The 22,592-nt window shown below is 73.7% G+C and carries 22 protein-coding genes, 3 tRNA genes and 1 pseudogene; 9 read left to right on the top strand and 17 right to left on the bottom strand.

Annotated features, from left to right (window positions below; all coding sequences use genetic code 11):
* The 4 genes from EAO77_RS09940 to EAO77_RS09925 form a co-directional block, all read right to left on the bottom strand.
* A partial coding sequence (locus EAO77_RS09940; protein ID WP_147989056.1) for a MaoC family dehydratase N-terminal domain-containing protein occupies positions 1–373 on the bottom strand: 373 nt, incomplete at its 3' end.
* A 144-nt stretch (positions 374–517) separates the two neighbouring features.
* Complete coding sequence (gene rpmG, locus EAO77_RS38540) at positions 518–682, bottom strand: 50S ribosomal protein L33 (RefSeq protein ID WP_003956487.1); 165 nt, start codon at positions 680–682, stop codon at positions 518–520.
* Between the two features lie 119 nt (positions 683–801).
* Positions 802–874: transfer RNA gene (locus EAO77_RS09930), tRNA-Met, on the bottom strand.
* 47 nt (positions 875–921) lie between these two features.
* Positions 922–994 (bottom strand) — tRNA-Thr (locus EAO77_RS09925).
* A gap of 400 nt (positions 995–1,394) precedes the next feature.
* Here EAO77_RS09925 and EAO77_RS09920 point away from each other — a divergent pair.
* From EAO77_RS09920 to EAO77_RS09910, 3 genes are all read left to right on the top strand, one after another.
* Complete coding sequence (locus tag EAO77_RS09920; RefSeq protein ID WP_147987658.1) at positions 1,395–2,627, top strand: amidohydrolase family protein; 1,233 nt, start codon at positions 1,395–1,397, stop codon at positions 2,625–2,627.
* A 273-nt stretch (positions 2,628–2,900) separates the two neighbouring features.
* Entirely contained in the window at positions 2,901–3,557 is a 657-nt protein-coding gene (locus EAO77_RS09915; RefSeq protein ID WP_147987657.1) for an SDR family oxidoreductase, read from the top strand.
* A 49-nt stretch (positions 3,558–3,606) separates the two neighbouring features.
* Positions 3,607–4,116, top strand: coding sequence for a GyrI-like domain-containing protein (locus EAO77_RS09910; protein WP_147987656.1), 510 nt, complete (start codon positions 3,607–3,609; stop codon positions 4,114–4,116).
* A gap of 106 nt (positions 4,117–4,222) precedes the next feature.
* Here the strand turns inward: EAO77_RS09910 and EAO77_RS09905 are convergent.
* Positions 4,223–4,304 (bottom strand) — tRNA-Tyr (locus tag EAO77_RS09905).
* Between the two features lie 356 nt (positions 4,305–4,660).
* On the opposite strand from EAO77_RS09905, the gene EAO77_RS09900 reads away from it, so the two are divergent.
* The 4 genes from EAO77_RS09900 to EAO77_RS09885 all read left to right on the top strand — a co-directional run bounded on the left by EAO77_RS09900 (position 4,661) and on the right by EAO77_RS09885 (position 8,034).
* On the top strand, positions 4,661–5,149 hold the full coding sequence (locus EAO77_RS09900) for a YajQ family cyclic di-GMP-binding protein (protein ID WP_147987655.1): 489 nt from the start codon (positions 4,661–4,663) through the stop codon (positions 5,147–5,149).
* 191 nt (positions 5,150–5,340) lie between these two features.
* Entirely contained in the window at positions 5,341–5,847 is a 507-nt protein-coding gene (locus EAO77_RS09895; RefSeq protein WP_147987654.1) for a methylated-DNA--[protein]-cysteine S-methyltransferase, read from the top strand.
* Positions 5,844–6,515, top strand: a complete 672-nt coding sequence (locus EAO77_RS09890) for an alpha-ketoglutarate-dependent dioxygenase AlkB family protein (RefSeq protein ID WP_261993850.1) — start codon at positions 5,844–5,846, stop codon at positions 6,513–6,515. Before EAO77_RS09895 ends, EAO77_RS09890 begins: the two co-directional genes overlap by 4 nt.
* 271 nt (positions 6,516–6,786) lie before the next feature.
* Positions 6,787–8,034 carry an APC family permease gene (locus EAO77_RS09885; protein ID WP_147987653.1) on the top strand — a complete coding sequence of 416 codons (1,248 nt, stop codon included), beginning with the start codon at positions 6,787–6,789 and terminating at the stop codon, positions 8,032–8,034.
* Between the two features lie 15 nt (positions 8,035–8,049).
* Here EAO77_RS09885 and EAO77_RS09880 read toward each other — a convergent pair whose 3' ends face one another.
* From EAO77_RS09880 to EAO77_RS09830, 12 genes and pseudogenes are all read right to left on the bottom strand, one after another.
* Complete coding sequence (locus EAO77_RS09880; protein WP_147987652.1) at positions 8,050–8,442, bottom strand: YccF domain-containing protein; 393 nt, start codon at positions 8,440–8,442, stop codon at positions 8,050–8,052.
* Positions 8,439–9,305, bottom strand: a complete 867-nt coding sequence (gene htpX, locus EAO77_RS09875; protein WP_147987651.1) for a zinc metalloprotease HtpX — start codon at positions 9,303–9,305, stop codon at positions 8,439–8,441. Before htpX ends, EAO77_RS09880 begins: the two co-directional genes overlap by 4 nt.
* Positions 9,306–9,453: 148 nt before the next feature.
* On the bottom strand, positions 9,454–10,983 hold the full coding sequence (locus tag EAO77_RS09870) for an NADH-quinone oxidoreductase subunit N (RefSeq protein ID WP_147987650.1): 1,530 nt from the start codon (positions 10,981–10,983) through the stop codon (positions 9,454–9,456).
* Entirely contained in the window at positions 10,980–12,542 is a 1,563-nt protein-coding gene (locus EAO77_RS09865) for a NuoM family protein (protein ID WP_147989054.1), read from the bottom strand. Before EAO77_RS09865 ends, EAO77_RS09870 begins: the two co-directional genes overlap by 4 nt.
* A 27-nt stretch (positions 12,543–12,569) precedes the next feature.
* Positions 12,570–14,567: an NADH-quinone oxidoreductase subunit L gene (locus EAO77_RS09860; RefSeq protein ID WP_147987649.1), complete on the bottom strand. Its 1,998-nt coding sequence runs from the start codon at positions 14,565–14,567 to the stop codon at positions 12,570–12,572.
* Positions 14,564–14,941 (bottom strand): NADH-quinone oxidoreductase subunit NuoK, encoded by a 378-nt coding sequence (gene nuoK, locus EAO77_RS09855; protein WP_147987648.1) that lies wholly within the window; start codon positions 14,939–14,941, stop codon positions 14,564–14,566. The genes EAO77_RS09860 and nuoK overlap by 4 nt, the downstream gene beginning before the upstream one ends.
* A complete protein-coding gene (locus tag EAO77_RS09850; protein WP_147987647.1) occupies positions 14,941–15,600 on the bottom strand; it encodes an NADH-quinone oxidoreductase subunit J in 660 nt (219 codons plus the stop codon). Before EAO77_RS09850 ends, nuoK begins: the two co-directional genes overlap by 1 nt.
* Positions 15,597–16,226, bottom strand: a complete 630-nt coding sequence (locus tag EAO77_RS09845) for a NuoI/complex I 23 kDa subunit family protein (RefSeq protein WP_147987646.1) — start codon at positions 16,224–16,226, stop codon at positions 15,597–15,599. Before EAO77_RS09845 ends, EAO77_RS09850 begins: the two co-directional genes overlap by 4 nt.
* Complete coding sequence (locus EAO77_RS39885; protein ID WP_261993976.1) at positions 16,223–17,194, bottom strand: complex I subunit 1/NuoH family protein; 972 nt, start codon at positions 17,192–17,194, stop codon at positions 16,223–16,225. The genes EAO77_RS09845 and EAO77_RS39885 overlap by 4 nt, the downstream gene beginning before the upstream one ends.
* 792 nt (positions 17,195–17,986) lie before the next feature.
* Positions 17,987–18,283: pseudogene (locus EAO77_RS39880) on the bottom strand (NADH-quinone oxidoreductase subunit C); the annotation flags it as partial.
* An 89-nt stretch (positions 18,284–18,372) separates the two neighbouring features.
* Positions 18,373–18,975, bottom strand: a complete 603-nt coding sequence (locus EAO77_RS09835; RefSeq protein WP_147987644.1) for an NADH-quinone oxidoreductase subunit B — start codon at positions 18,973–18,975, stop codon at positions 18,373–18,375.
* Positions 18,966–19,364 (bottom strand): NADH-quinone oxidoreductase subunit A, encoded by a 399-nt coding sequence (locus EAO77_RS09830; RefSeq protein ID WP_147987643.1) that lies wholly within the window; start codon positions 19,362–19,364, stop codon positions 18,966–18,968. Before EAO77_RS09830 ends, EAO77_RS09835 begins: the two co-directional genes overlap by 10 nt.
* A 272-nt stretch (positions 19,365–19,636) precedes the next feature.
* Here EAO77_RS09830 and EAO77_RS09825 point away from each other — a divergent pair, with 272 nt between their 5' ends.
* Complete coding sequence (locus tag EAO77_RS09825) at positions 19,637–20,854, top strand: sensor histidine kinase (protein ID WP_147987642.1); 1,218 nt, start codon at positions 19,637–19,639, stop codon at positions 20,852–20,854.
* A gap of 354 nt (positions 20,855–21,208) precedes the next feature.
* Positions 21,209–22,540: a sensor histidine kinase gene (locus EAO77_RS09820; RefSeq protein ID WP_147989053.1), complete on the top strand. Its 1,332-nt coding sequence runs from the start codon at positions 21,209–21,211 to the stop codon at positions 22,538–22,540.
* Positions 22,541–22,592 lie beyond the last annotated feature (52 nt).

Here is a 22,592-nt window from a genome sequence, read left to right as displayed (position 1 = left end):
CGCGGACGTCGAGGATGTCGTTCCCGGCAAGGGACTTGATCGCCTCGATGGTGGAGGTGACGGTCAGCCGGTCCCCCGCCCGCACCGGGCGGCGGTAGGCGAACTTCTGGTCGCCGTGCACCACCCGGCTGTAGTCCAGCCCCAGCTGCGGGTCCCGCACCACGTCGCCCGCCGCCAGGTAGGTGATGGCGAACACGAACGTGGGCGGTGCGATCACATCGGCGTGACCGAGCGCGGCGGCCGCGTCCCGGTCGGTGTACGCCGGGTTCGCGTCGCCGACGGCCTCGGCGAACTCACGGATCTTCTCCCGGCCCACCTCGTACGGCGCGGTGGGCGGATAGGTCCGCCCGACGAAGGACTGGTCGAGCGCCATGGACTGGCTCCCTCCTTGGTTGACACGGTGGTTCGGCCACCGCGCGCGGCCCGTCGGCCCGGTGCTCCGCCGGACCGCGCGCGATGCGTGCACAAACGACACGAGGCCGCCCCCAGAGGGGACGGCCTCGTGCACAAGCCTGGTTCAGCGCGTTTCGCGGTGCGCCGTGTGCGAGTTGCAGCGCGGGCAGTGCTTCTTCATCTCAAGACGGTCCGGGTTGTTGCGCCGGTTCTTCTTGGTGATGTAGTTCCGCTCCTTGCACTCCACGCAGGCCAGCGTGATCTTCGGGCGGACGTCGGTGGCAGCCACGTGAGTGCTCCTTGACGGACGATGGACGGATGGATGCCCCGTCAGCGCCGTAATGGCAATGATGGGGACATAAAAGAGTAGCCGATTGAAGGACCGACCCCGCAATCGGCTACTGTGTGTAGCGGTGACCGGACTTGAACCGGTGACACAGCGATTATGAGCCGCTTGCTCTACCGACTGAGCTACACCGCTTTGATGACGGATTCCCTCGCCCGAAGGCGAGGATCACCGAACACCAGAGCCCCAATACGGAATCGAACCGTAGACCTTCTCCTTACCATGGAGACGCTCTGCCGACTGAGCTATTGGGGCGAGCGATGAAGACATTACACGGTCGCCCGCCGATCGCCCAAATCCGTTTCGCCGCCCCGTCCCGGGCCCGGCGGCGGTCCCCGGCACCCCGCCGTCACCCCGCGGCCACGCCCCCGTTGTCCGGCTTGCTCCCGGGGCACCCCGCACGTCCCGTACGCCACGAGTGACCACACCGGTACGACTATTCCGCTCCTCCTCGAAGCGCACCGCGCACACCCCTAGGCTCGACGCACGCCGAGTGATCCTGCCCCGGTACGGCCGGAGAATCCCTCGGCCGGCCCGCCCGCCGGTCCCGGTCCGCGCACCGCTCCACCGCTTCCGGTCCGCCGCTCCGGCCGGACCGGCGGAGGCACGGAGCCCGGCCACTCCCGTCAGAGTCCCCCGCCCTCACAGGAGCGCGATGCCCGACAGCCAGCCGCAGCCCTCCGACGCGACCGCGGACTCCGGCGCACTGCTGCTGTGCGGCGCCCGGCTCACCGACGGGCGCACCGTCGACGTACGGCTCGGCGGCGGCCGCATCGAGGCGGTCGGGACCGCGGGGAGCCTGCCGCCGCACTCCGCCCGCATCGACCTCACCGGCCATCTGCTGCTGCCCGCCCCCGCCGAGCCCCACGCGCACGGCGACACCGCCCTCAGCGCCGAGACCCCCGGCCCCGTCTCCTACGCCCCGGCCGATGTGCAGCGCCGCGCCACCGAGGCCGCGCTCCTGCAACTGGGGCACGGGGCGACCGCGCTGCGCTGCCATGTGCGGATCGGGGACGTGCAGGGGCTCTCCACCCTGGAGGCCGTGCTCGGGGCCCGCCGCGCGCTGCGCGGTCTCGCCGAGCTGACCGCCGTCGCCGCGCCGCGGCTGCTGACCGGCGCGGCCGGCGCCGAGGGGCTGGCCGTCCTGCGGGACGCCATGAAGATGGGCGCCGGCGTGGTCGGCGGCTGCCCGGACGCCGACCCCGACCCCATCGGCTACACGGAACGCGTGCTGGAGATCGCCGCCGAACACGGCTGCCCCGTCGACCTGCACACGCACGGCGACGACCCCGCCCGCCTGGCCCGCCTCGCGGCGATGGCCGGGGGGATGCGTCCCGGCGTCGCCATCGGTCCCTGCGCGGGGCTCGCCCGTCTGCCGCGCGACGTCGCCGCCAGGACCGCCGACCGGCTCGCGGCCGCCGGCGTCCAGGTCGTCTCGCTGCCCCAGGGCGGCTGCGCCGGGGTGGAGCACCGGGGGAACGCGCCGGTGCGCCTGCTGCGCGCCGCAGGCGTCCGGGTGGCCGCGGGCAGCGGCGCCCTGCGGGACACCGTCTGCAACCCGGCGGGACGCGGCGACCCGCTGGAGGCGGCCTATCTGCTCGCCTCGCAGGCCGGGATGCGGCCCTCGGAGGCGTACGACTGCGTCGCGGGCGCCGCCCGCGCGGTGATGGGCCTGCCGGAGGTCCGGGTGGAGGCCGGTTTCCCCGCGGAGCTGCTGGCGGTGCGGGGCACCCAGCTCGCCGGTGCGCTGTCCCTCGCGTACAGCCGGATCGTGATCCACCGGGGCAGGGTGGTGGCGCGTACGAGCGCGGTGCGGGAGTACTGCGACTCGGCGGCGGCGGTCGCGCTCGAACTCCCGCGCCAGGCACGCCCGGACCCGGGCCCCTGACGCCCCGTCACCCCGCATGCCGGGGGCGGCTGGCTGTGCGGGCGGGGGTGCGGCGGGCGTCCTGGTGCGGCGCGGACCGATACGGCGCGGACGGATACGGCGCGGACGGATACGGCGCGGACGGATACGGCGCGGACGGAGGCGGCCGGCTGCCCCGGTGGCGGCTGCCCCGGTGGCGGCTGCCCCGGTGGGCGGCTGTCCGAGGGGCGCGCCGAGGGGTCGCGGGGGCCGCTTCACGGGCAGGGAACACGCTTCGGACGTACGGTCGTAGACATGCGTATCGTCATCGCTGGTGGACACGGTCAGATCGCCCTCCGTCTCGAACGCCTGCTCTCCGCGGCGGGGCACGAGGTCGCGGGCATCATCCGCAGAGCCGAACAGGGCGACGACCTGAGGTCGGCCGGTGCCGAACCGGTGCTCCTGGACCTGGAGGCCGCCTCCGTGGAGGAGGTGGCGGCGGTGCTCCGGGGCGCGGACGCCGCCGTCTTCGCCGCCGGCGCCGGTCCGGGCAGCGGGACCGGCCGCAAGGACACGGTGGACCGCGGCGCGGCCGTGCTCTTCGCCGACGCCGCCGAACGGGCCGGTGTGCGGCGCTACATCGTGATCTCGTCGATGGGCGCGGACTCCGCGCACCAGGGCGACGAGGTCTTCGACGTGTACCTGCGGGCCAAGGGTGCCGCCGACGACTACGTACGCGGCAGGAGTGCGCTCGACTGGACCGTTCTGCGGCCCGGCATGCTCACCGACGACGCCGGTACGGGTCTGGTGCGGCTGGAGGCGTCGACGGGCCGCGGCCCGGTCCCGCGCGACGACGTCGCGGCCGTGCTCGCGGAGATGGTGGAGTCGACCGCCACCGCGGGACTCACCCTCGAACTCGTCTCCGGCTCCGTGCCGGTGTCGGTGGCCGTGAAGGACGTCGCCGGCAACTGAGGCCGTCCGGCACCGATGAATTCCGCCCTCCAGAAGAGTCCTTGAGGTCATGAACCGACAGACACCCGGTATCAGCCCGTCGATCGTCACGCGGGACGAGCAGGTCTACGCCTACATCCGCGGCTCCGTGCGCATGGAACAGTTCGCCGTGATCGCGGACCGGCTGCCCGAACTGATCGGCTGGCTCGCCGGTCGCGGAACCCCGCTCGCCGGGGCCCCGTTCTTCCGGTACGACGCCCTCGACATGGACGGGGAGTCGGTCGTCGAGGCGGGCGCCCCCGTCGCGGAGGCGCCGGAGCCCGAGGGCGACGTCGCCGTCGGCGTCCTCCCGGCCGGCCGCTATGTCACGGTGACCCACACCGGCCACCCCGACCGGCTCCTCGGCATCGAGGCGGAGCTGCGGGAGTGGGCCCGGGACGAGGGCCTGGAGTGGGACATGACCGAGGTCGACGGGGTGGAGCGCTGGGCCTGCCGTCTGGAGTCCTACCTGACGGACCCGCGCGTGGAGCCGGACCCCGCGAAATGGGAGGTCGAGCTCGCGTTCCGGCTCGCCGACTGAGACGGCGCCGCGACACCCGGGGGCACACCCTCCGGGGGTTCGCGGCACGTGCACAGCAGAACGGCCCCTGATCGCGTTTCCGCTGATCAGGGGCCGTTCCCTCGCGTGGCGGCGCCAGGATTCGAACCTGGGTAGGCTAAGCCGACGGATTTACAGTCCGCTCCCATTGGCCACTCGGGCACACCGCCATGGGATTGCCGCCGGAAGCAGACCCTCTGCGGGGTGGTGCTCCGTGGCGACGACGTAAACGATACCCGATGCGCAGGGGTGCTTCGCCACCGGATTGATCAGCGCCGCGGGCGGGGGTGGATGGCCGGGACTGCCCCGTCGCCCGGGCGGATCGGCGCGCGGCGCCGGACGCGGTGCACCGCACGGCACAGGCTCGTCCTCGTACCGGGCGTACGCGGATGAACCGACGACGCAGCGAGGTGCCGTGGCCGGCGCCGCGCGCCCGCCAGGGGGGACGGGGCAGCCCTTAGGCTTGGGCGAGCGGTCCGGGCTCTCGGACTCGCTCCCACACCACCCGATGAAGGAGCCACAGGACATGGCCGACTCCAGTTTCGACATCGTCTCGAAGGTCGAGCGGCAGGAGGTCGACAACGCCCTCAACCAGACCGCGAAGGAGATCTCCCAGCGTTACGACTTCAAGAACGTCGGCGCATCGATCGCCTGGTCCGGCGAGAAGATCCTGATGCAGGCGAACTCCGAGGACCGCGTCAACGCGATCCTGGACGTCTTCCAGACGAAGCTGGTCAAGCGCGGGATCTCGCTGAAGGCGCTGGACGCGGGCGAGCCGCAGATCTCCGGCAAGGAGTACAAGCTCTTCGCCTCCATCGAGGAGGGCATCTCCCAGGAGAACGCCAAGAAGGTGGCGAAGGTCATCCGCGACGAGGGCCCCAAGGGCGTGAAGGCGCAGGTCCAGGGTGAGGAGCTGCGGGTCAGCTCCAAGAGCCGGGACGACCTCCAGGCCGTGCAGGCGCTGCTCAAGGGGCAGGACTTCGACTTCGCGCTCCAGTTCGTGAACTACCGGTGACCTCGCCCGGGTGACCGGGTGACCCGCGGGGGCGGACGGCCGGGGCCGTTCCGCCCCCGCACCCTTGTGCAGGCCCCCGGGGCGGGCTGGGTGTCCGATTCCCGCCAGCGGGCGGGTGCCGGCGGGGCGCAGACTCGTAGGTGCAGGACGGAACGGAATGCCTGCGGAACACCTTCGGAAGGACCCGAGCCATGGCCACCGTCCATGAGGTCGTCGACAGCCCGCTGGGCGAACTGCTGCTGATCGGTGAGGCGTCCGCCACGGCCGCGGGCGGCACCGCGCTCGTCTCGCTCTCCCTGCCCGCGCAGAAGGGCGCCGCCCTCGTGACGGACGGCGGACCGCGGGAGCCCGCGGCGTTCCGGGAGATCGCACGGCAGCTGGAGGCGTACTTCGCCGGGGAGCTCAGCCGCTTCGCGATCGAGTACGCCGGGGGCGGCACGGACTTCCAGCGCCGGGTGTGGCGGGCGCTGGAGGACGTGCCGTACGGGCGGACCACCACGTACAAGGAGATCGCCGCCCGGGTCGGGGCGTCGTCCGTCGGCGTGCGGGCCGTGGGCACGGCGATCGGCCGCAATCCGCTGCTCGTGGTGCGGCCCTGCCACCGGGTGATCGGCGCCGACGGAGCGCTGCGCGGCTACGCGGGGGGCCTGCCCGCCAAGGCGCACCTGCTGGGCCTGGAGGGCGCGCTCCCGTCGTGAACGACACGCTGTTCCCGAGGGAGCGGGCCGTCGTCGCGCCCGGGGCCGTGCATGTGCCCGGGTGGCTGGGCACGGAGCTGCGGCGTGAGCTGGTGGACGCCTGCCGCGCGTGGGGCCGCGGGCCGGTGCCGTTCCGGCACACCGCGCTGCCGGGCGGCGGGGTGATGTCGGTGCGGACGGTGTGCGTCGGATGGCACTGGCAGCCGTACCGGTACTCCCGTACGGCGGACGACGTGAACGGCGCGCGGGTCGCGGACTTCCCGGAGTGGCTGGCCGATCTGGGGCGCCGGGCGCTGGCCGAGGCGTACGGCGAGGACGCCGACGGCGGGTACACGCCGGACACCGCGCTGATCAACTTCTACGACGGGAACGCCCGGATGGGGATGCACCGGGACCGGGAGGAGCTCTCCACGGCGCCGGTGGTGTCCCTGAGCATCGGCGACCCCTGCGTCTTCCGTTTCGGCAACTCCGCGTCGCGGGGCCGTCCGTGGACCGATGTCGAGCTGCGCTCGGGAGACCTCTTCGTGTTCGGCGGGCCCTCGCGGTTCGCGTACCACGGGGTGCCGAGGGTGCTGGCGGGGACCGGGGATCCGGCGGCCGGTCTGGCGGGCGGCCGGCTGAACATCACCCTGCGCGAGACGGGCCTGCCCGCGGCCGGCGGCGGCTGAACATCACCCTGCGCGAGACGGGCCTGCCCGCGGCCGGCGGCGGCTGACGCCTTCGGGGGCGTGGCACCCGGCGGCGGTGAGGGCTTCGGGGGCGCCGCACCCGGCGGCCCGCCGCGGCTGAGGACTCGGGGGCGCCGCACCCCGAGGCCGACGGCCACCGGGACGCACCGGAGGGCCGCCGCGCCCCGGTCACCCGCTCGTCACGCGGTGTTCTCCGGGTGGACGGCCCGCGGCCGGGGGCGCCGCCGCCCCGCCCGGTACGGTGCGGCGCATGACAGACACGCTGCGCCGCTCGCTCGGGATGTCCGACGCGGTGGTCGTCGGACTGGGGGCGATGATCGGGGCCGGTGTCTTCGCCGCCCTCGGCCCCGCCGCGGACGCGGCCGGCTCCGGGCTGCTGATCGGGCTCGCCGTGGCGGGCGCCGTCGCCTACTGCAACGCCATGTCCTCGGCACGTCTCGCGGCGCTCCACCCCGCGTCGGGCGGCACCTACGTCTACGGGCGGGAGCGGCTCGGGGACTTCTGGGGCTGGCTGGCGGGATGGGCGTTCGTCGTCGGCAAGACGGCGTCGTGCGCGGCGATGGCGCTGACCGTGGGCCAGTACGCGTGGCCCGGGCAGGCGCATGCCGTGGCGGTCGCGGCGGTGGTGGTGCTGACCGCGGTGAACTACGGCGGTGTCAAGAAGTCGGCTCTGGTCGCCCGGGTGATCGTCGCGGTGGTGCTGGCCGTCCTCGCCGCGGTGGTCGTCGCCTGCCTGTCGTCGGGCCCCGGCGGCCCGGCCGGGCGGGCGCCGGCGCCGGGGGCGACCCCGGGCGGGGTGCTCCAGGCTGCGGGGCTGCTCTTCTTCGCCTTCGCCGGGTACGCCAGGATCGCCACCCTGGGCGAGGAGGTGCGGGACCCGGCGCGGACCATTCCCCGGGCCGTGCCGGTGGCCCTCGGGATCACCCTCGCCGTCTACACCGCCGTGGCCCTCTCCGTCCTCGGCGTGCTGGGCGCCGGCGGCCTGGCGGGTGCCACGGCTCCGCTGGCCGACGCCGTGGCGGCGGCCGGTGTCCCGTGGCTGGTGCCCGTCGTGCGGGCGGGCGCCGTGGTGGCCGCTCTCGGCTCGCTGCTCGCGCTGATCCTCGGCATCTCGCGCACCACGCTGGCGATGGCCAGGGACGGACGTCTGCCGCGGACGCTGGCCGCGGTCCATCCGCGCTTCGGGGTGCCGCACCACGCCGAGGTGGCCGTGGGGGCCGTCGTCGCCGTGGTGGCGGCGACGGCCGACCTGCGCGGGGCGATCGGGTTCTCGTCGTTCGGGGTGCTGGTGTACTACGCCGTCGCCAACGCCGCCGCCTGGACCCTGCGCACGGCGGCGGCCCGGATCACCGCGGGCTGCGGGCTGGTGGGCTGCGCGGTGCTCGCGCTCTCGCTGCCCGCCGGTGCGGCGGTCGCCGGAGCGGGTGTCCTGGCGGCGGGAGCCGCCGTGTACGCGCTGCGCGGCGCCGTCAACCGGCGTGGGAAGACGGGGGACTGAGGGCCCGAGGGCCGGTCAGACGCCCGCGAACGGGCGGTCGCTCGGCACGATCTCCCTGCCGAGCGGCATCAACGACACCGGGATCAGCTTGAAGTTGGCCACCCCGAAGGGGATGCCGATGATCGTGATGCAGAGCGCGAGACCGGTGACGATGTGGCCGATCGCGAGCCACCAGCCCGCGAGGACGATCCACAGCACGTTCCCGACGAGGGAGGGGGCGCCGGCGTCGTGGCGGTCCACGGTGGTGCGGCCGAAGGGCCAGAGGGCGTAGACGCCGATCCGGAACGCGGCGAGGCCGAAGGGGATCCCGATGATCGTGATGCACAGCAGGAGACCCGCCAGGAGATACCCCAGGAACAGCCAGAAACCGCTCAGGACCAGCCAAATGACGTTCAGAATTGTCTTCACGGGCGATGACCTGCCATCTGCTCGAGTCGGGCGATCCGCTCCGCCATCGGAGGGTGCGTGGAGAACATCTTCGTCAGGCCGCCCCGGCCGGGGCCGAAGGGGTTGGCGATCATCATGTGACTCGCCGTCTCCAGCCTGGGCTCCGGCGGCAGCGGCAGCTGCTTGGTGCCGGCGTCGAGTTTGCGCAGTGCGCTCGCGAGGGCGAGCGGATCCCCGGTCAGCTGGGCCCCGGAGGCGTCCGCCTCGTACTCCCGGGAGCGGCTGACCGCCAGTTGGATCACGGACGCGGCCAGCGGGCCCAGCAGCATGATCAGCAGCATGCCGACGAGCCCCGGCCCGTCGTCGTCGTCGGAGCGTCCTATGGGGATCAGCCAGGCGAAGTTGACCAGGAACATCACGACCGACGCCAGGGCGCCCGCGACGGAGGAGATCAGGATGTCCCGGTTGTAGACGTGGCTGAGCTCGTGGCCGATGACACCGCGCAGCTCGCGTTCGTCGAGGAGCCGCAGGATGCCGTCGGTGCAGCACACCGCGGCGTTGCGCGGGTTGCGGCCGGTGGCGAACGCGTTGGGCGCCTGGGTCGGGGAGATGTAGAGCCGGGGCATCGGCTGGCGGGCCGCCGTCGAGAGCTCACGGACCATCCGGTAGAGCCCCGGGGCCTCGAACTCGCTGACCGGACGGGCGCGCATGGCCCGCAGGGCCAGCTTGTCGCTGTTCCAGTAGGCGTAGGCGTTCGTGCCCAGGGCGACGACGAGCGCGACGATCAGCCCCGTCCGGCCGAAGAAACTGCCGATGACGAGGATGAGTGCGGACAGCCCTCCGAGGAGTACGGCCGTCTTGAGCCCGTTGTGCCGGCGGTGCACGGTACGCCCTCCAAGTGGTGCGGCGGGGGGACCCTTTGCGTGGTGTCGCTCCACTCTCCAGTGGACCCTTCTCTACTGGTCAACGCCAGGCGAAGGACGCGGGTTCCCCGGGCTCCCGGGTGGCGGGCGTGGGCCGTCCGGGTGGCGGTCAGAACAGCGTGTTCGCCGCGAAGCGCAGCACCAGCTGCGGATATCCGGAGAGCACCACGCCGAGGACGGCGGTCAGGGCGATGGCGACGGTGACCGGCGCGGGCGCGCGCCGGTGGACCGGCCGCACGGGCGCGGCACCGTCCGCGGCGGCCTCCGGCGCGCGGAACAGCAGCGCGGTCCAGCGCAGGTAGTAGAAGAGCGCGATCACCACGTTCACGCCCATGACCACGGCGAGCCAGCCGAGGCCCGCGTCGACGGCCGACGAGAAGACGGTCACCTTCGCGAAGAGGCCGATGATGCCCGGCGGCAGCCCGGCGAGGCAGAGCAGGAAGAAGCCCATGGCGAGCGCGGCGAGCGGACGGGTGGCGTGGAGGCCGCGGTAGTCGGCGACGCGGTTCGCGGGGTGGCTGCGCGCCACCAGCGCAGCGACGGCGAAGGCGCCCAGATTCACCACGGCGTACATCAGGGCATATGCCACCGTGGCGCCGATCTGGTCGTCGCTGGAGTACGCGGCGGCGGCGACCGGGACCAGCAGATAGCCCGCCTGCCCCACCGACGACCAGGCCAGCAGCCGGACCGCGCTCCCGTCCCGGCCGGGTGACTGGCGCAGCGCCGCCGCGTTGCCCGCCGTCATGGTCAGGGCCGCGAGGACGGCGAGGGCCGGGCCCCAGATGTCCGCGTAGCCGGGGAAGGCGACCACGGTCACCAGGATGAGGCCGGTGAAGCCGACGGCCTTGCCGACCACGGACAGGTATCCGGCGACCGGCAGCGGGGCGCCGACGTAGGTGTCGGGCACCCAGAAGTGGAAGGGGACCGCCGCCGTCTTGAAGGCGAAGCCCACCAGGGTGAGGGCGACACCCGCCTTGGCGAGGGTGTCGAGCTGGCCCGGCACCTCCTCCAGGCCGGCGGCGACCTGGGTGAGGTGGAGGCTGCCGGTGGCGGCGTAGACGAAGCTGACGCCGAGCAGGGTGACGGCGGTGGCCGTCACGGAGGAGAGGAAGAACTTGAGCGCCGCCTCGCTGGAGCGCCGGTCCCCCCGCTTCAGGCCCACCAGGGCGAACGCGGGCAGGGACGCGACCTCCAGCGCGACGATCAGCGTCGCGAGGTCCCGGGAGGCGGGCAGCAGGGCGGCGCCGGCCGCCGAGGAGAGCAGCAGGAACCAGTACTCGCCGGCGGGCAGCCGGCGGCGGGTCTCCGTCAGCGAGAGCACCGCGGTCAGCAGCGCGCCGCCCAGCACCAGGAACTGGATGGCCAGGGTGAAGTGGTCCGCCGTGTAGCTGCACGTCCCCGGGTCGGTGGTGAGGCAGAACGTGGACCGGTCCCCCTCGCGCAGCGGCACGAGGGAGAGCAGCGCGGCCGCCAGGCCGGCGATCGCGACGGCGCCGAGGAGCGGCTTGCGCCGTTCCCCGACGAAGAGGTCGGCGACGAGGACGACGAGCGCGGTGAGGGCGGCGATGGTCGGCGGGGCGATCGCGAGCCAGTCGACCGACTGGACCAGGCTGGTGACGCTGTCGGCTGCCACGGTCACGACTTTCCTCCCGCGAGGAGCTGCTGCACTGCCGGGTCGGTGAGGCCGAGGAGGACCGCGGGCCACAGTCCGGCGAGGACGGTGAGGGCGACCAGGGGCGTCCAGGCGGCGAACTCGTGGCCGCGGACGTCGGTCAGGCCGGGGGCGTCCGTCTCCGGGACGGGCCGGGGGCCGCCCATGCAGACCCGGCGCACGACGATCAGCATGTAGGCGGCCGTGAGCAGCGTGCCGAACGCGGCGATCGCCATGAACACCAGGAACGCGGGACGGCTGAGCCCCTCCGCGGGGTCGAACGCCCCGAACAGGGCCAGCATCTCGCCCCAGAAGCCGGCCAGCCCCGGGAGACCGAGGGAGGCGACGGCGGCGAAGGCCAGCAGACCGCCGAGCCGGGGGGCCCGGCCGTACAGGGCGGCGCCGCCCGCCCCGGCGAGGGTGTCGAGGTCGGCGGTGCCGTACCGGTCCTTGACCGCGCCGACCAGGAAGAACAGCAGGCCGGTGATGAGGCCGTGGGCGATGTTGGCGAAGAGGGCGCCGTTGACGCCGGTGGGCGTCATGGAGGCGATGCCGAGCAGCACGAAGCCCATGTGCCCGACGGAGGAGTACGCGATGAGGCGCTTCAGGTCACCGCGCGCGCCGTCGCGGGCCAGGGCGAGGCAGGCGAGGGATCCGTAGACGATGCCGACGACGGCGAAGGCCGCGAGGTACGGGGCGAACGTGCGCATCCCGTCGGGTGCGACCGGCAGGACGATGCGCACGAACCCGTAGGTGCCCATCTTCAGCAGGACGCCCGCGAGCAGGACCGAGCCGACGGTCGGGGCCGCGGTGTGCGCGTCGGGCAGCCAGCTGTGCAGAGGCCACATCGGGGTCTTCACCGCGAGCCCGATCCCGATCGCCAGCACGGCGGTGACCTGCACGGACGTGCTCAGTCCACGGCCGTTGTCCGCGGCGAGCGCCACCATGTCGAAGGTGCCGGCCTTCAGCCCGATCAACAGGAGGCCGAGCAGCATCACGACCGAGCCGAGCAGCGTGTAGAGGATGAACTTCCAGGCGGCCGCCTGCCGTCCGGCACCGCCCCAGCGGGCGATGAGGAAGTACATCGGGACGAGCACCATCTCGAAGGCCAGGAAGAAGAGCACCAGGTCCAGGACGGCGAAGGTCGCGAGGGTGCCGGCCTCCAGGACCAGGAGCAGGGCGACGAACGCCTTCGGGGAGGGGCCCGCGGGCCTCGTGAAGTAGCTGTGCAGCGCGCAGAGGAAGGTCAGCAGCGCCGTCAGCACGAGAAGGGGGAGCGAGATGCCGTCGACGCCGAGGTGGATCCGCACGTCCAGTGCCGGGATCCAGCTGATGTCCGTCGTGGCCTGCATGACCGAGGGCCGGTCGTGGTCGAAGCCCAGGGCCAGGACCACGGCGGCGACGAGCACGGCGCCGGTGACGGTCACGCCGTGGCGCAGCACGGCCTGGTCGGGGCCGGATCCGCGCAGTCCGGGCGGGGCGGGCAGCAGTGCGGCGGCCGCCCCGGCCAGCGGGGCGAGGACGACGAACACGAGGAGCAACTGCATCACGGACTCGTTGACATCGATCACGGCTCACGACCCCGCGTTCACGTTGGACAGGACGACGGCGGCCACGGCGAGGACGACCGAGCCCGCGAGCAGTGCCGCGAGATAGGTCTGCACATTGCCGGTCTGCGCGCGGCGGACGGCGGTGCCGAGCCAGCGGACGCCGGTGCCCGACCCGCTGACGTAGGTGTCGACGACCTCGCGGTCCAGGAAGCGGACGAGCTGCGCGGCCGCGCGCACGGGCCGTACGAAGAGGGCCGAGTAGACGGCGTCGAGGTGGAAGCCCGCGGCCGCGTGCCGGTGCAGCGGCCCGAGGAGCAGCCGCGACGGGTCGGCCGGGTCGGGGGCGGCCGAGACCGAGCCGTACGCCGGGGTGTGGGAGGCGATGGCCTCGGCCTCGGAGACGGCCGGTTCCGCGTCGGGGTGGGCGGCGACCGCGCCGATCGGGGGACGGCCGGCGAAGGCCGTGGCGTGGCGCCACGCGGCGTAGGTGACGAGGCCGCCGACGAGGGCGACGCCGGTGCCGAGCACGGCCGTGGTGAGGGTGGGGGCGAGAGAGTGGCCGTCGAACCAGCCGGGCAGCACGCCGACGGTCAGGCCGAAGGCGAGGGAGGGGACGGCGAGGACCCACAGCACGGCGGTCATGGCCACCGGCTCCCTGCCGTGGTCCGGCGCTTGCGTCCCGCGGCCGCGGAAGGCCAGCAGCCACAGGCGCGCCGCGTACGCGGCGGTCAGCAGGGCGGTCACCAGACCGGCGACGAGCACGGCCCACCCGGCCACCGCGGGGGCGTCGGAGTCGCCCAGTGCGGTGTGCTCGGCGGCGACGAGGACGGCCTCCTTGGAGAAGAAGCCGGCGAACGGGGGGATCGCCGCGAGGGCGAGGAGCGCGACGGTCATCGTCCAGTAGGCGTCCGGGACGCGCCGGGGCAGACCGCTCATCCGGGACATGGCGGCGAGCGAGTTGGTGCCGGCCGCGTGGATGATCACGCCGGCGGCGAGGAAGAGCACCGCCTTGAAGGCGCCGTGGGACAGGAGGTGGAAGACGGCGGCACCGCGGTCGCCGACGGCCAGCGCACCGGTCATGTAGCCGAGCTGGCCGATCGTGGAGTACGCGAGGACCCGCTTGATGTCGTCCTGCGCGAGGGCGGCGAGCGCGGATCCGGCCATGGTCACCGCGGCCAGCACGGCGAGCACGGTCATGGCGGCCGCGGAGGCGGCGAACAGCGGGAGGAGCCGGGCCGTGAAGTAGACGCCGGCCGCGACCATCGTCGCGGCGTGGATCAGCGCCGAGACGGGCGTCGGGCCCGCCATCGCGTCGGGCAGCCAGGTGTGCAGGGGGAACTGCGCGGACTTGCCGGCCACGCCGGCGACGAGCAGCAGGGCGACGAGCGTGGGGTGCTCGACGGTGCCGGCGGCGACGGCGTCCAGGATCCCGGTGATCCGGAAGGTCCCGGCGTCGGCGGCGAGCGCGAACAGGCCGATGAGGAAGGGGACGTCACCGAGCTTGGTGACGAGGAACGCCTTCAGGGAGGCGGCGCGTGCCTCGGGCGTCTCCCAGTAGTGGCCCACGAGGAAGTACGAGCAGATGCCCATGACCTCCCAGCCGACCAGCAGCACCATCAGGTCGCCCGAGTAGACGACGAGCAGCATCGCGGCGGTGAAGAGGGAGACCAGCGCGGCGTAGGAGGGATAGCGCGGGTCGTCGCGGAGATAGGCCGTGGAGTAGATCTGCACACAGGTCGCGACGACCCCGACGACGACGGCGACGAGGGCCGCGAAGCCGTCGACGTACAGGGCCAGGTCGACGGGGACCGAGCCGGTGGGGGTGAGTTCGGTGGCGGCCTCGATCGCCCGTCCGCCGTCCTGCCTCAGGGCGACGACGACACAGAGCACGGTCGCGGCGAGGGTGGGCAGGACGGCCAGCGGCCTGACGAACCCGGGGGCGGTGCGGCCGAGCAGCAGCCCGGCCGCCGCGCCGAGGAAGGGAAGAAGGGGGACGAGGACGGCGAGGGTCGTGGTGGTCACGCGGTGGCCTCGGCCTTCTCCTCGCGGTCTGCGGGTGTGTCGYCGTCGTCGGAGGCGGCGTCGTGGCGGGTCTCCGCGGTGTCCCTGAGGCGGTCGACGTCCGAGGAGCCGCGGTTGCGGTGGACCATCAGCACGATCGCCAGGCCGATCCCGATCTCGGCCGCGGCGACGGCGATGACGAAGAGGGTGAGCGCCTGGCCGGCGTGGAGCGTGTCGCGGAGCCAGACGTCGAAGGCGACCAGGTTGAGGTTGACGGCGTTGAGCATCAGCTCGACGGACATCAGGACCAGGATCGCGTTGCGGCGGGCGAGGACGCCGTAGAGCCCGACGCAGAAGAGCAGGACCGCCAGCACGGCGGGGTAGGCGAGGTGCATCAGCGCGTGCCCTCCGGGTCCTCGGTGTCCGCGGTGGCGCTCCCGGTGCCGGCGGCACGGGCCCCGGGGCCGGTACGGGGGCCGGCGGCTCGACGGGCCCCGTCGTCCGCCGACGGGACGGCCGTGTCCTTGCGGGAGAGGACGATGGCGCCGACGAGCGCGGCGAGCAGCAGCACGGAGAGGCCCTCGAACGGCAGCACCCAATGCTGGAAGAGCATCTCGCCGGTGACCTCGGTCGAGCCGTGCGCCGGGCCGCCCAGGTCGATCCAGGTGGTGCGGAAGGCGTCCAGCACCACCCACAGCAGAGCGGCCGCCGCGGCGGCGGCGACCGTGAGGGCGAGCGGCCGGTTGCCCGAATCGGCGTCCGGCGAACGGCCGATGGGCGCCCTGGTGAGCATCAGTCCGAAGAGGAGGAGGACGACCACGGATCCGACGTAGATCAGGACCTGCACCCAGGCGATGAACTCGGCGGTCAGCAGGAGGTATTCGACGGCGAGGCCACCGAGCGCGACGACCAGCCAGAGGGCCGCGTGCACCAGCTGGCGGGTGGTCACGGCGACGAGGGCCGCGCCCAGGGTGACGAGGCCGACGAGGACGAAGGCGACCTCCACCCCGGTCGGGGAGAGGAAGCCCTGCGGGGCGGCTTCGGCGAGCGTCATGCGGGACCTCCCTCGCCGGATTCGGAGGCGCCCGGGTCACGGCCGGGCGCCGGGCCGGAGGGCTCGGCCGCGGCCGAGCCCGCGGAGGCGGCTGCCTCGGCCTCGGCGGCGGCGAGCTTCTCCACGGCCTTGCGCGCCGCGGCGATCTCCTTCGGCTCCTCGGCTCCCGGGTCGAGCGGGGGCGGTGCGGGCACCGTCCACATCCACTCGCGGAGCCTGTCGCGCTCATGGGTGAGCTCGAGGATGTCCGTCTCCGCGTACTCGAACTCCGGGGACCAGAACAGCGCGTCGAAGGGGCACACCTCGATGCAGATGCCGCAGTACATGCACAGGGAGAAGTCGATGGCGAACCGGTCGAGGACGTTCCGGCTGCGCTCGCGGCCGCCGGGGGCCGCGGGCGGCACCGTCTCCTTGTGGGAGTCGATGTAGATGCACCAGTCCGGGCACTCACGGGCGCAGAGCATGCAGACCGTGCAGTTCTCCTCGAACAGGCCGATCACCCCGCGGCTGCGGGGCGGCAGTTCGGGCAGGACGTCCGGGTACTGCGCGGTGACGGACTTCCTCGTCATCGTCCGCAGGGTGACGGCCAGGCCCTTGGCGAGGCCGGATCCGGGGATCGGGGTCACGACGGGATCACCACCTTGACGATGCCGGTGAGGGCGATCTGGGCGAGGGCGAGGGGGACGAGCACGGTCCAGGCGAGCTTCTGGAGCTGGTCCTCGCGCATCCGGGGGTAGGACACCCGCAGCCAGATGACGACGAAGGCCAGCACCGCGGTCTTGAGCAGGGTCCACACCCAGCCCAGCCCGTCGGCTCCGAACGGTCCGTGCCATCCGCCGAGGAACAGGACGGTGGTCAGGCCGCACAGGACGACGATGCCCGCGTACTCGGCGAGCAGGAACAGGGCGAAACGGAGGCCGGTGTACTCCGTGTAGGCGCCGAAGATGATCTCGGAGTCGGCGACCGGCATGTCGAAGGGCGGGCGCTGGAGTTCGGCGAGCCCGGCGACGAAGAAGACGACGGCGCCCACGATCTGCCAGGGCAGCCACCACCACTCGAAGGCGTCGAGGATGCCGGGCAGGGACACCGTGCCCGCCGCCATGGCGACGGAGGCGGCGGTGAGCAGCATCGGCAGCTCGTAGGAGAGCAGCTGGGCGGCGGTCCGCAGGCCGCCGAGGAGGGAGAACTTGTTGGCGGACGCCCAGCCCGCCATGAGCGAGCCGAGGACGCCCACGCCCATCACGGCGAGCACGAAGAAGATGCCCGCGTCGACGACCTCCCCGACCGCGCCCTCACCGGGGCCGATCGGGATGGCGACGAGCACCAGGAGGTAGGGCAACAGGGCCACGGCGGGGGCGAGCTGGAAGATGCGGCGGTCGGCGGCGGCCGGGACCACGTCCTCCTTCTGCGCGAACTTCACCCCGTCGGCGACGAGCTGGGCCCAGCCGTGGAAGCCGCCGGCGTACATGGGGCCGAGGCGGCCCTGCATGTGCGCCATGACCTTGTGCTCGGTCTGGCCGACGACCAGGGGCAGGACGAGGAACACGGCGAAGACGACGAGGAGCCGGACGGCGACGTCGAGAACGTCGTTCACGCGGGGTCGCCTCCGGCGGGGTCGGTGCCTTCGGCGGGGTGGTCGCCTCCGGCGGGGTCGGTTGCGGGGCGGTCGCCCTCGGCGGGGTCGGSYRTRGCCGGSCGGGCGTCGCTCCCGGCGGGGTCGTCCGCGGTGGGGTCGCTCCCGGTGGAGCCCGGGGCCCGCCCCCGCAGTGCGGACGCCCCGTGGCACCACGCCCGCCCGGCCTTCGACACCCCGGGTGTCGAAGGCCGGGCGGGCGTGGTGCCACGGGGCGTCCGCACTGCGGGGGCGGGCCCCGGGCTCCACCGGGGCGGCGGCCTGGGACGCCGAACCCTCCGACGCGCTGCGGGACCGCCGGGGCGGGCGTTCGCCCGGGGCGGCGGCCTGGGAGGCGGAGCCCTCGGCGGCGCTGCGCGAACGGCGCGGCGGCGCCGCGGCCTGCGATGCCGACCCCTCGGCGGCGCTGCGCGAACGCCGCGGCGGCGCCGCCGGGTCGGCGGCCTGGGACGCCGAGCCCTCCGAGACGCTGCGGGACCGCCGGGGCGGGCGTTCGCCCGGGGCGGCGGCGCCTGCGGTGGCCGCGCGCGGCGTGCGGGCCGGACGGGCGGGGGCCGGTGGGAGCTGGCCCTTCAGCGGGCCCCACTCGTTCGGGTCGGGCACGCCCGGCGGCAGCATCTGGCGGCGCTTGGGGCCGTCGTGGCCCGCGGCCGCCTCCCCGGGCTCCTTCGCGCCCGGCCACGCCTTGGCCACCCGTGCCGCGAGGACGAAGTCCTTGCGCAGCGGATGGCCCTCGAAGCCGTCGGGCAGCAGCAGCGGGTCCAGGTGCGGGTGGCCGGTGAAGGCGATGCCGAACATCTCGTGGGTCTCCCGCTCGTGCCAGCTCGCCCCGGCGTAGACGGCGACGGCCGTCGGCAGGGAGGGCTCCTCGTGCGGGACGGTGGTGCGGACGAGGAGGCGGCGCACCGCTCCGTCCCCGAGAGCGACGACATGGGCGCAGACCCGGAAACCGGTCCCCGGCTCGTCCACCGCGCTCAGCCAGTCGAACCAGGTGCAGCCCAGTGTCGTGCGGGCGGTCTCCAGGGCGGTGATCCAGGACGCGGGGGGCACGTCCACGGTGAGGAGGTCGTAGCTCCGCTCGGCGGTGGCGTCCGCGCCGAAGATCCCGGTGACGGCGTCGGGCAGGCTGTCGTACGCGTTCACCTGTCGCCCCCGTCCGTCCCGGGCGCCGGGGGCGGGGTGACGAGGCCGCTGCGCAGGGCCGCGGTCGACGGGCGGGAGCCGCCCCCGGTGCGGTAGCGCTCGCCGAGCGACTCCTGGGCGATCTTCTCCTGGAGCTTGAGGATGCCCTGGAGCAGCGCTTCGGGCCGGGGCGGGCAGCCGGGCACGTAGACGTCGACGGGGATGATCTGGTCGACGCCCTTGGTGACGGAGTAGGAGTCCCAGTAGGGGCCGCCGCAGTTGGAGCAGGCTCCGAAGGAGATGACGTACTTGGGCTCGGGCATCTGCTCGTAGAGCCGCTTGACCGCCGGGGCCATCTTGTCGGTCACCGTGCCCGAGACGATCATGAGGTCGGCCTGACGGGGACCGGGAGCGAAGGGGATCACACCGAGCCGGATGAAGTCGTGGCGCGCCATGGAGGCGGCGATGAACTCGATGGCGCAGCAGGCCAGCCCGAAGTTGAAGACCCAGAGGCTGTAGCGGCGGCCCCAGTTGAGGACCACCTTCATCGGTTCGGGGGCGAGGCGCGACAGCGCGCCGAGCCGCTTCGGCCCGGGAAGGTCCACAGGGGTCACGCCCATGTCAGGACGCCCTTCTTGTACGCGTAGAGCAGTCCCACGGCCAGGAAGCCGAGGAAGATGAACATCTCGACGAGGGTGGTCGCGCCGTATCCGTCGGCGGCGAAGACCGTCGCCCAGGGGAAGAGGAAGATCGAGTCGACCGCGAAGATCACGTAGAGGAACGCGTAGACGTAGTAGCGGACCTGGGTGTGCGCCCAGCCCTCGCCGACGGGGTCGACACCGCACTCGTAGGTGAGCAGCTTCTCCGGCGTGGGCACCACGGGCCGCAGCAGTCGCCCGGCGCCGAAGGCCACGGCGACGAAGAGCACCCCGAGCACGCCGAGCAGTCCGACGACCGCGTAGCTCTGGAAGTAGTCCGCCGCGAGTACGACCACGGTCGGTTCCGGCACGTCCGCCCTCGCTCCCTGTGACGTCGGCGATCCCGCTCGTCGCCGCACTGCTCCGGCCCCGCGCTCCCCTGGGGCCCGCGCGCCCGGCGGCCGGGCCGCCGCCCGCGGGGAGGCCGTACGCCGTCTGTCGTCTGTCTCGTACGCACGGGAGTCTAGGCCCTGCTCCCGGGAGGGTGAGCAGTCGCGTCACGTATACAGGTGGGGTTATCCCTACATCCTCCCACCCATGTACCCCATGGCGTACGTCCCCGGCGCCGGGCAGGCTGGGCTCCATGACCACCAGCAGGCCCGCAGCCGCCGACGACCAGGGGGGACCTCCGCCCGTGCGCCTCGCATTCGACCGCCACACCTGGAAGGAGGTCGCCCACCTCCTGGCCAACTTCCCGCTCGGGGTGGTCGCCTTCGTCTACGCGGTGGTGACCGTGTCCGTCGGCGTGGGCCTCGCGGTCACCGTCGTGGGACTTCCCCTGCTCGCCCTCGGTCTCGTGGGTGCGCGCGGCATCGGCCGGGCGGAACGGGCCAGGGCCCGGGCGCTGCTGGGCGTGCACGTCGAGGAGCCGAGTCCGCCGGGGAGCGGCTCGGGGGCCCTCGCGTGGGTCTGGACCCGGGTGAAGGACCCGGTGGGCTGGCGGGCGGTGCTGTACTCGGTGATCCGGCTGCCCTGGGGCGTGGTGACCTTCACCGTCACCCTGGTGGGGCTGGTCGTCCTCTGGCCCCTGCTGCCGTTCCTCGCGCGGGGCATGGCGAACGCCGACCGCGCGATGGTCCGGGGACTGCTGTCGCCGTCCGACGAACTGGAGCGGCGGGTGGCGGAGTTGGAGTCGGACCGCGGTGTGGTCGTCGACACCGCCGCCGCCGACCTGCGCCGGATCGAGCGCGATCTGCACGACGGCGCGCAGGCCCGGCTGGTGGCCCTCGCGATGGGCCTCGGCCTCGCCAAGGAGAAGCTGCTGGAGGATCCGGAGGCGGCGGCCGCGATGGTCGACGAGGCGCACGGCGAGGTGAAGCTCGCGCTTCAGGAGCTGCGCGACCTGGCCCGCGGCATCCACCCCGCGGTCCTGACCGACCGCGGCCTGGACGCCGCCCTGTCCGCCGTCGCCTCCCGCTGCACGGCCCCGGTGCAGGTCACGGTGGATCTGGAGGAGCGGCCCGCGGAGGCCATCGAGGGCATCGCGTACTTCACCGTCTCGGAGCTGCTCCAGAACGTCAGCAAGCACGCCCGCGCCACGCGGGTCAGCGTCGACGTGTGGCGGACCGAGAAGCGTCTGCTGATCCAGGTCACCGACGACGGCAGGGGCGGCGCCCGGCTCGACGGAGGGACGGGCATGGCCGGTCTCGCCGAGCGGCTGGGGGCGGTGGACGGCCTCTTCGCCCTGGACTCCCCGCCCGGCGGCCCGACGACCGTGACCGCGGAACTCCCGTGGCGCGACCGCGTACCCGGCGGCGGGCCCGCGGCACGGGCCGGGCGGGGAGCCGGCCGCCCCGCCTGACGCGGCGGGAAGTGCGGTGGTGACGGGGCCGCGGGCGGCCGGAGACCTTCTCCGGCCGCCCGCGGCCCTTCCGGCGTCCACCACGTGCCGCACCGGACGCCCCGGCCGGGCCGTGAGCCCGGCCCTCGCACCACGTGCCCCCGCCGCGCCGGAGGCCCGGCGCCCGCACGGCACACCTCCGCCGCGCCGCGTACCCCCGCCGCGCCGCGTACCCCCGCCGCGCCGGCCGGGCCGGGTGCCGCGGCGGGGTAGGGAAAACCCCCCGTCGAGACGGATACCGCCCTCATGGTGGCGCCGCCGCCCGTCGAGCAGGCTGGGGTCATGACAGCAGGCATGGCAGATCGGACGGATTCGATGACCACGGAGCACACGGATCTTCGGCACGACCCGCGGCCCCGCACCCGGGCGCACGCGCTGCCCCCCGTGCTCCGGGCACCTCTGGAGGGCCGGACCTGGCGGGAGCTCGGCTGGATCGTGCTGAGCCTGCCGCTGAGCATCGTGTTCTTCGTGTTCGCCGTCACGATGACGTCCGTCAGCGCGGGGCTGCTCGTCACCTTCGTCGGCATCCCGCTGCTGGCCGGCACCTTCGCGGCGCTGCGCGGGCTCGGGGCCGTCGAGCGGATGCGGGCGCGGGCGCTGCTGGACGCCGACGTGGCCGCGCCGGAGCCGGTGTCCACCGGCAAGGGCGGGTTCGGGGGGTGGCTGGCGGGGACGCTGAAGAGCGGTGTGTCCTGGCGCCACCTGCTCTACTCGGTGCTCCACTTCCCGTGGGCGGTCTTCGGCTTCAGCCTGGTGGTGCCGCTGTGGACGACCGGCTGGACGCTGCTGCTGTACCCGCTGTGGCAGTGGGTCTTCCCCGCGTACAGCAACGTGGACGGCATCCAGGTGTACGGCGACTCGACCCGCGGCTACTACCTCGACTCGCCCCTGGAGATCGCCGCCACCAGCGTCGTCGGCCTGCTGCTGACCCTCGCCACCCCATGGGTGATCCGCGGCCTGACCAGTGTCGACCGGCTGATGGTCGTCGGTCTGCTGGGGCCGTCGCGGCTGGCCAGCCGTGTCGTCGAGCTGGAGTCGGACCGCGGCGTGGTCGTCGACACCGCCGCCGCCGACCTGCGCCGGATCGAGCGCGATCTGCACGACGGCGCGCAGGCCCGGCTGGTGGCCCTCGCCATGGATCTGGGGCTCGCCAAGGAGAAGCTGACCGAGGACCCGCAGGCCGCGGCGCGCATGGTGGACGAGGCGCACGGCGAGGTGAAGGTCGCCCTCCAGGAGCTGCGCGACCTCGCCCGCGGCATCCACCCCGCGGTCCTGACCGACCGCGGCCTGGACGCCGCCCTGTCCGCCGTCGCCTCCCGCTGCGCCGTGCCGGTGCGGGTCGAGGTCGATCTGGACCGGCGGCCGGCCGCCGCCATCGAGGGGATCGCCTACTTCACGGTCTCCGAGCTGCTCCAGAACGTCAGCAAGCACGCCCGCGCGACCCGCGCGTCGGTGGAGGTGTGGCGGGTGCAGGACCGGCTGATGCTCCAGGTCGTGGACGACGGGCGCGGCGGGGCCGATGTCACGGGCGGCAGCGGTCTGGCCGGGCTGGCGGAGCGGCTGGGCGCGGTGGACGGCGTGCTGGCCGTGGAGTCCCCGGTGGGCGGCCCGACGACCGTCACGGCCGAACTGCCCTGGCGCAGCTGACCCGGACCGGCGTCCGAGCGGGTCCGGTGCGCCCGGCGCACGCCTCAACCTC

Source organism: Streptomyces sp. T39, assembly GCF_008042045.1.
GTDB lineage: Bacteria > Actinomycetota > Actinomycetes > Streptomycetales > Streptomycetaceae > Streptomyces.
This window is presented reverse-complemented; position numbering and strand designations above follow the sequence as displayed.

Excerpts from the sequence above, each read along its gene's own strand:
- EAO77_RS09920 (WP_147987658.1), top strand. The coding sequence starts at position 1,395 with ATGCCCGACAGCCAGCCGCAGCCCTCCGACGCGACCGCGGACTCCGGC.
- EAO77_RS09915 (WP_147987657.1), top strand. The coding sequence starts at position 2,901 with ATGCGTATCGTCATCGCTGGTGGACACGGTCAGATCGCCCTCCGTCTC.
- EAO77_RS09910 (WP_147987656.1), top strand. The coding sequence starts at position 3,607 with ATGAACCGACAGACACCCGGTATCAGCCCGTCGATCGTCACGCGGGAC.
- EAO77_RS09900 (WP_147987655.1), top strand. The coding sequence starts at position 4,661 with ATGGCCGACTCCAGTTTCGACATCGTCTCGAAGGTCGAGCGGCAGGAG.
- EAO77_RS09895 (WP_147987654.1), top strand. The coding sequence starts at position 5,341 with ATGGCCACCGTCCATGAGGTCGTCGACAGCCCGCTGGGCGAACTGCTG.
- EAO77_RS09885 (WP_147987653.1), top strand. The coding sequence starts at position 6,787 with ATGACAGACACGCTGCGCCGCTCGCTCGGGATGTCCGACGCGGTGGTC.
- EAO77_RS09865 (WP_147989054.1), bottom strand. The coding sequence starts at position 12,542 with ATGCAGTTGCTCCTCGTGTTCGTCGTCCTCGCCCCGCTGGCCGGGGCG.
- EAO77_RS09850 (WP_147987647.1), bottom strand. The coding sequence starts at position 15,600 with ATGACGCTCGCCGAAGCCGCCCCGCAGGGCTTCCTCTCCCCGACCGGG.
- EAO77_RS09835 (WP_147987644.1), bottom strand. The coding sequence starts at position 18,975 with ATGGGCGTGACCCCTGTGGACCTTCCCGGGCCGAAGCGGCTCGGCGCG.
- EAO77_RS09825 (WP_147987642.1), top strand. The coding sequence starts at position 19,637 with ATGACCACCAGCAGGCCCGCAGCCGCCGACGACCAGGGGGGACCTCCG.
- EAO77_RS09820 (WP_147989053.1), top strand. The coding sequence starts at position 21,209 with ATGACCACGGAGCACACGGATCTTCGGCACGACCCGCGGCCCCGCACC.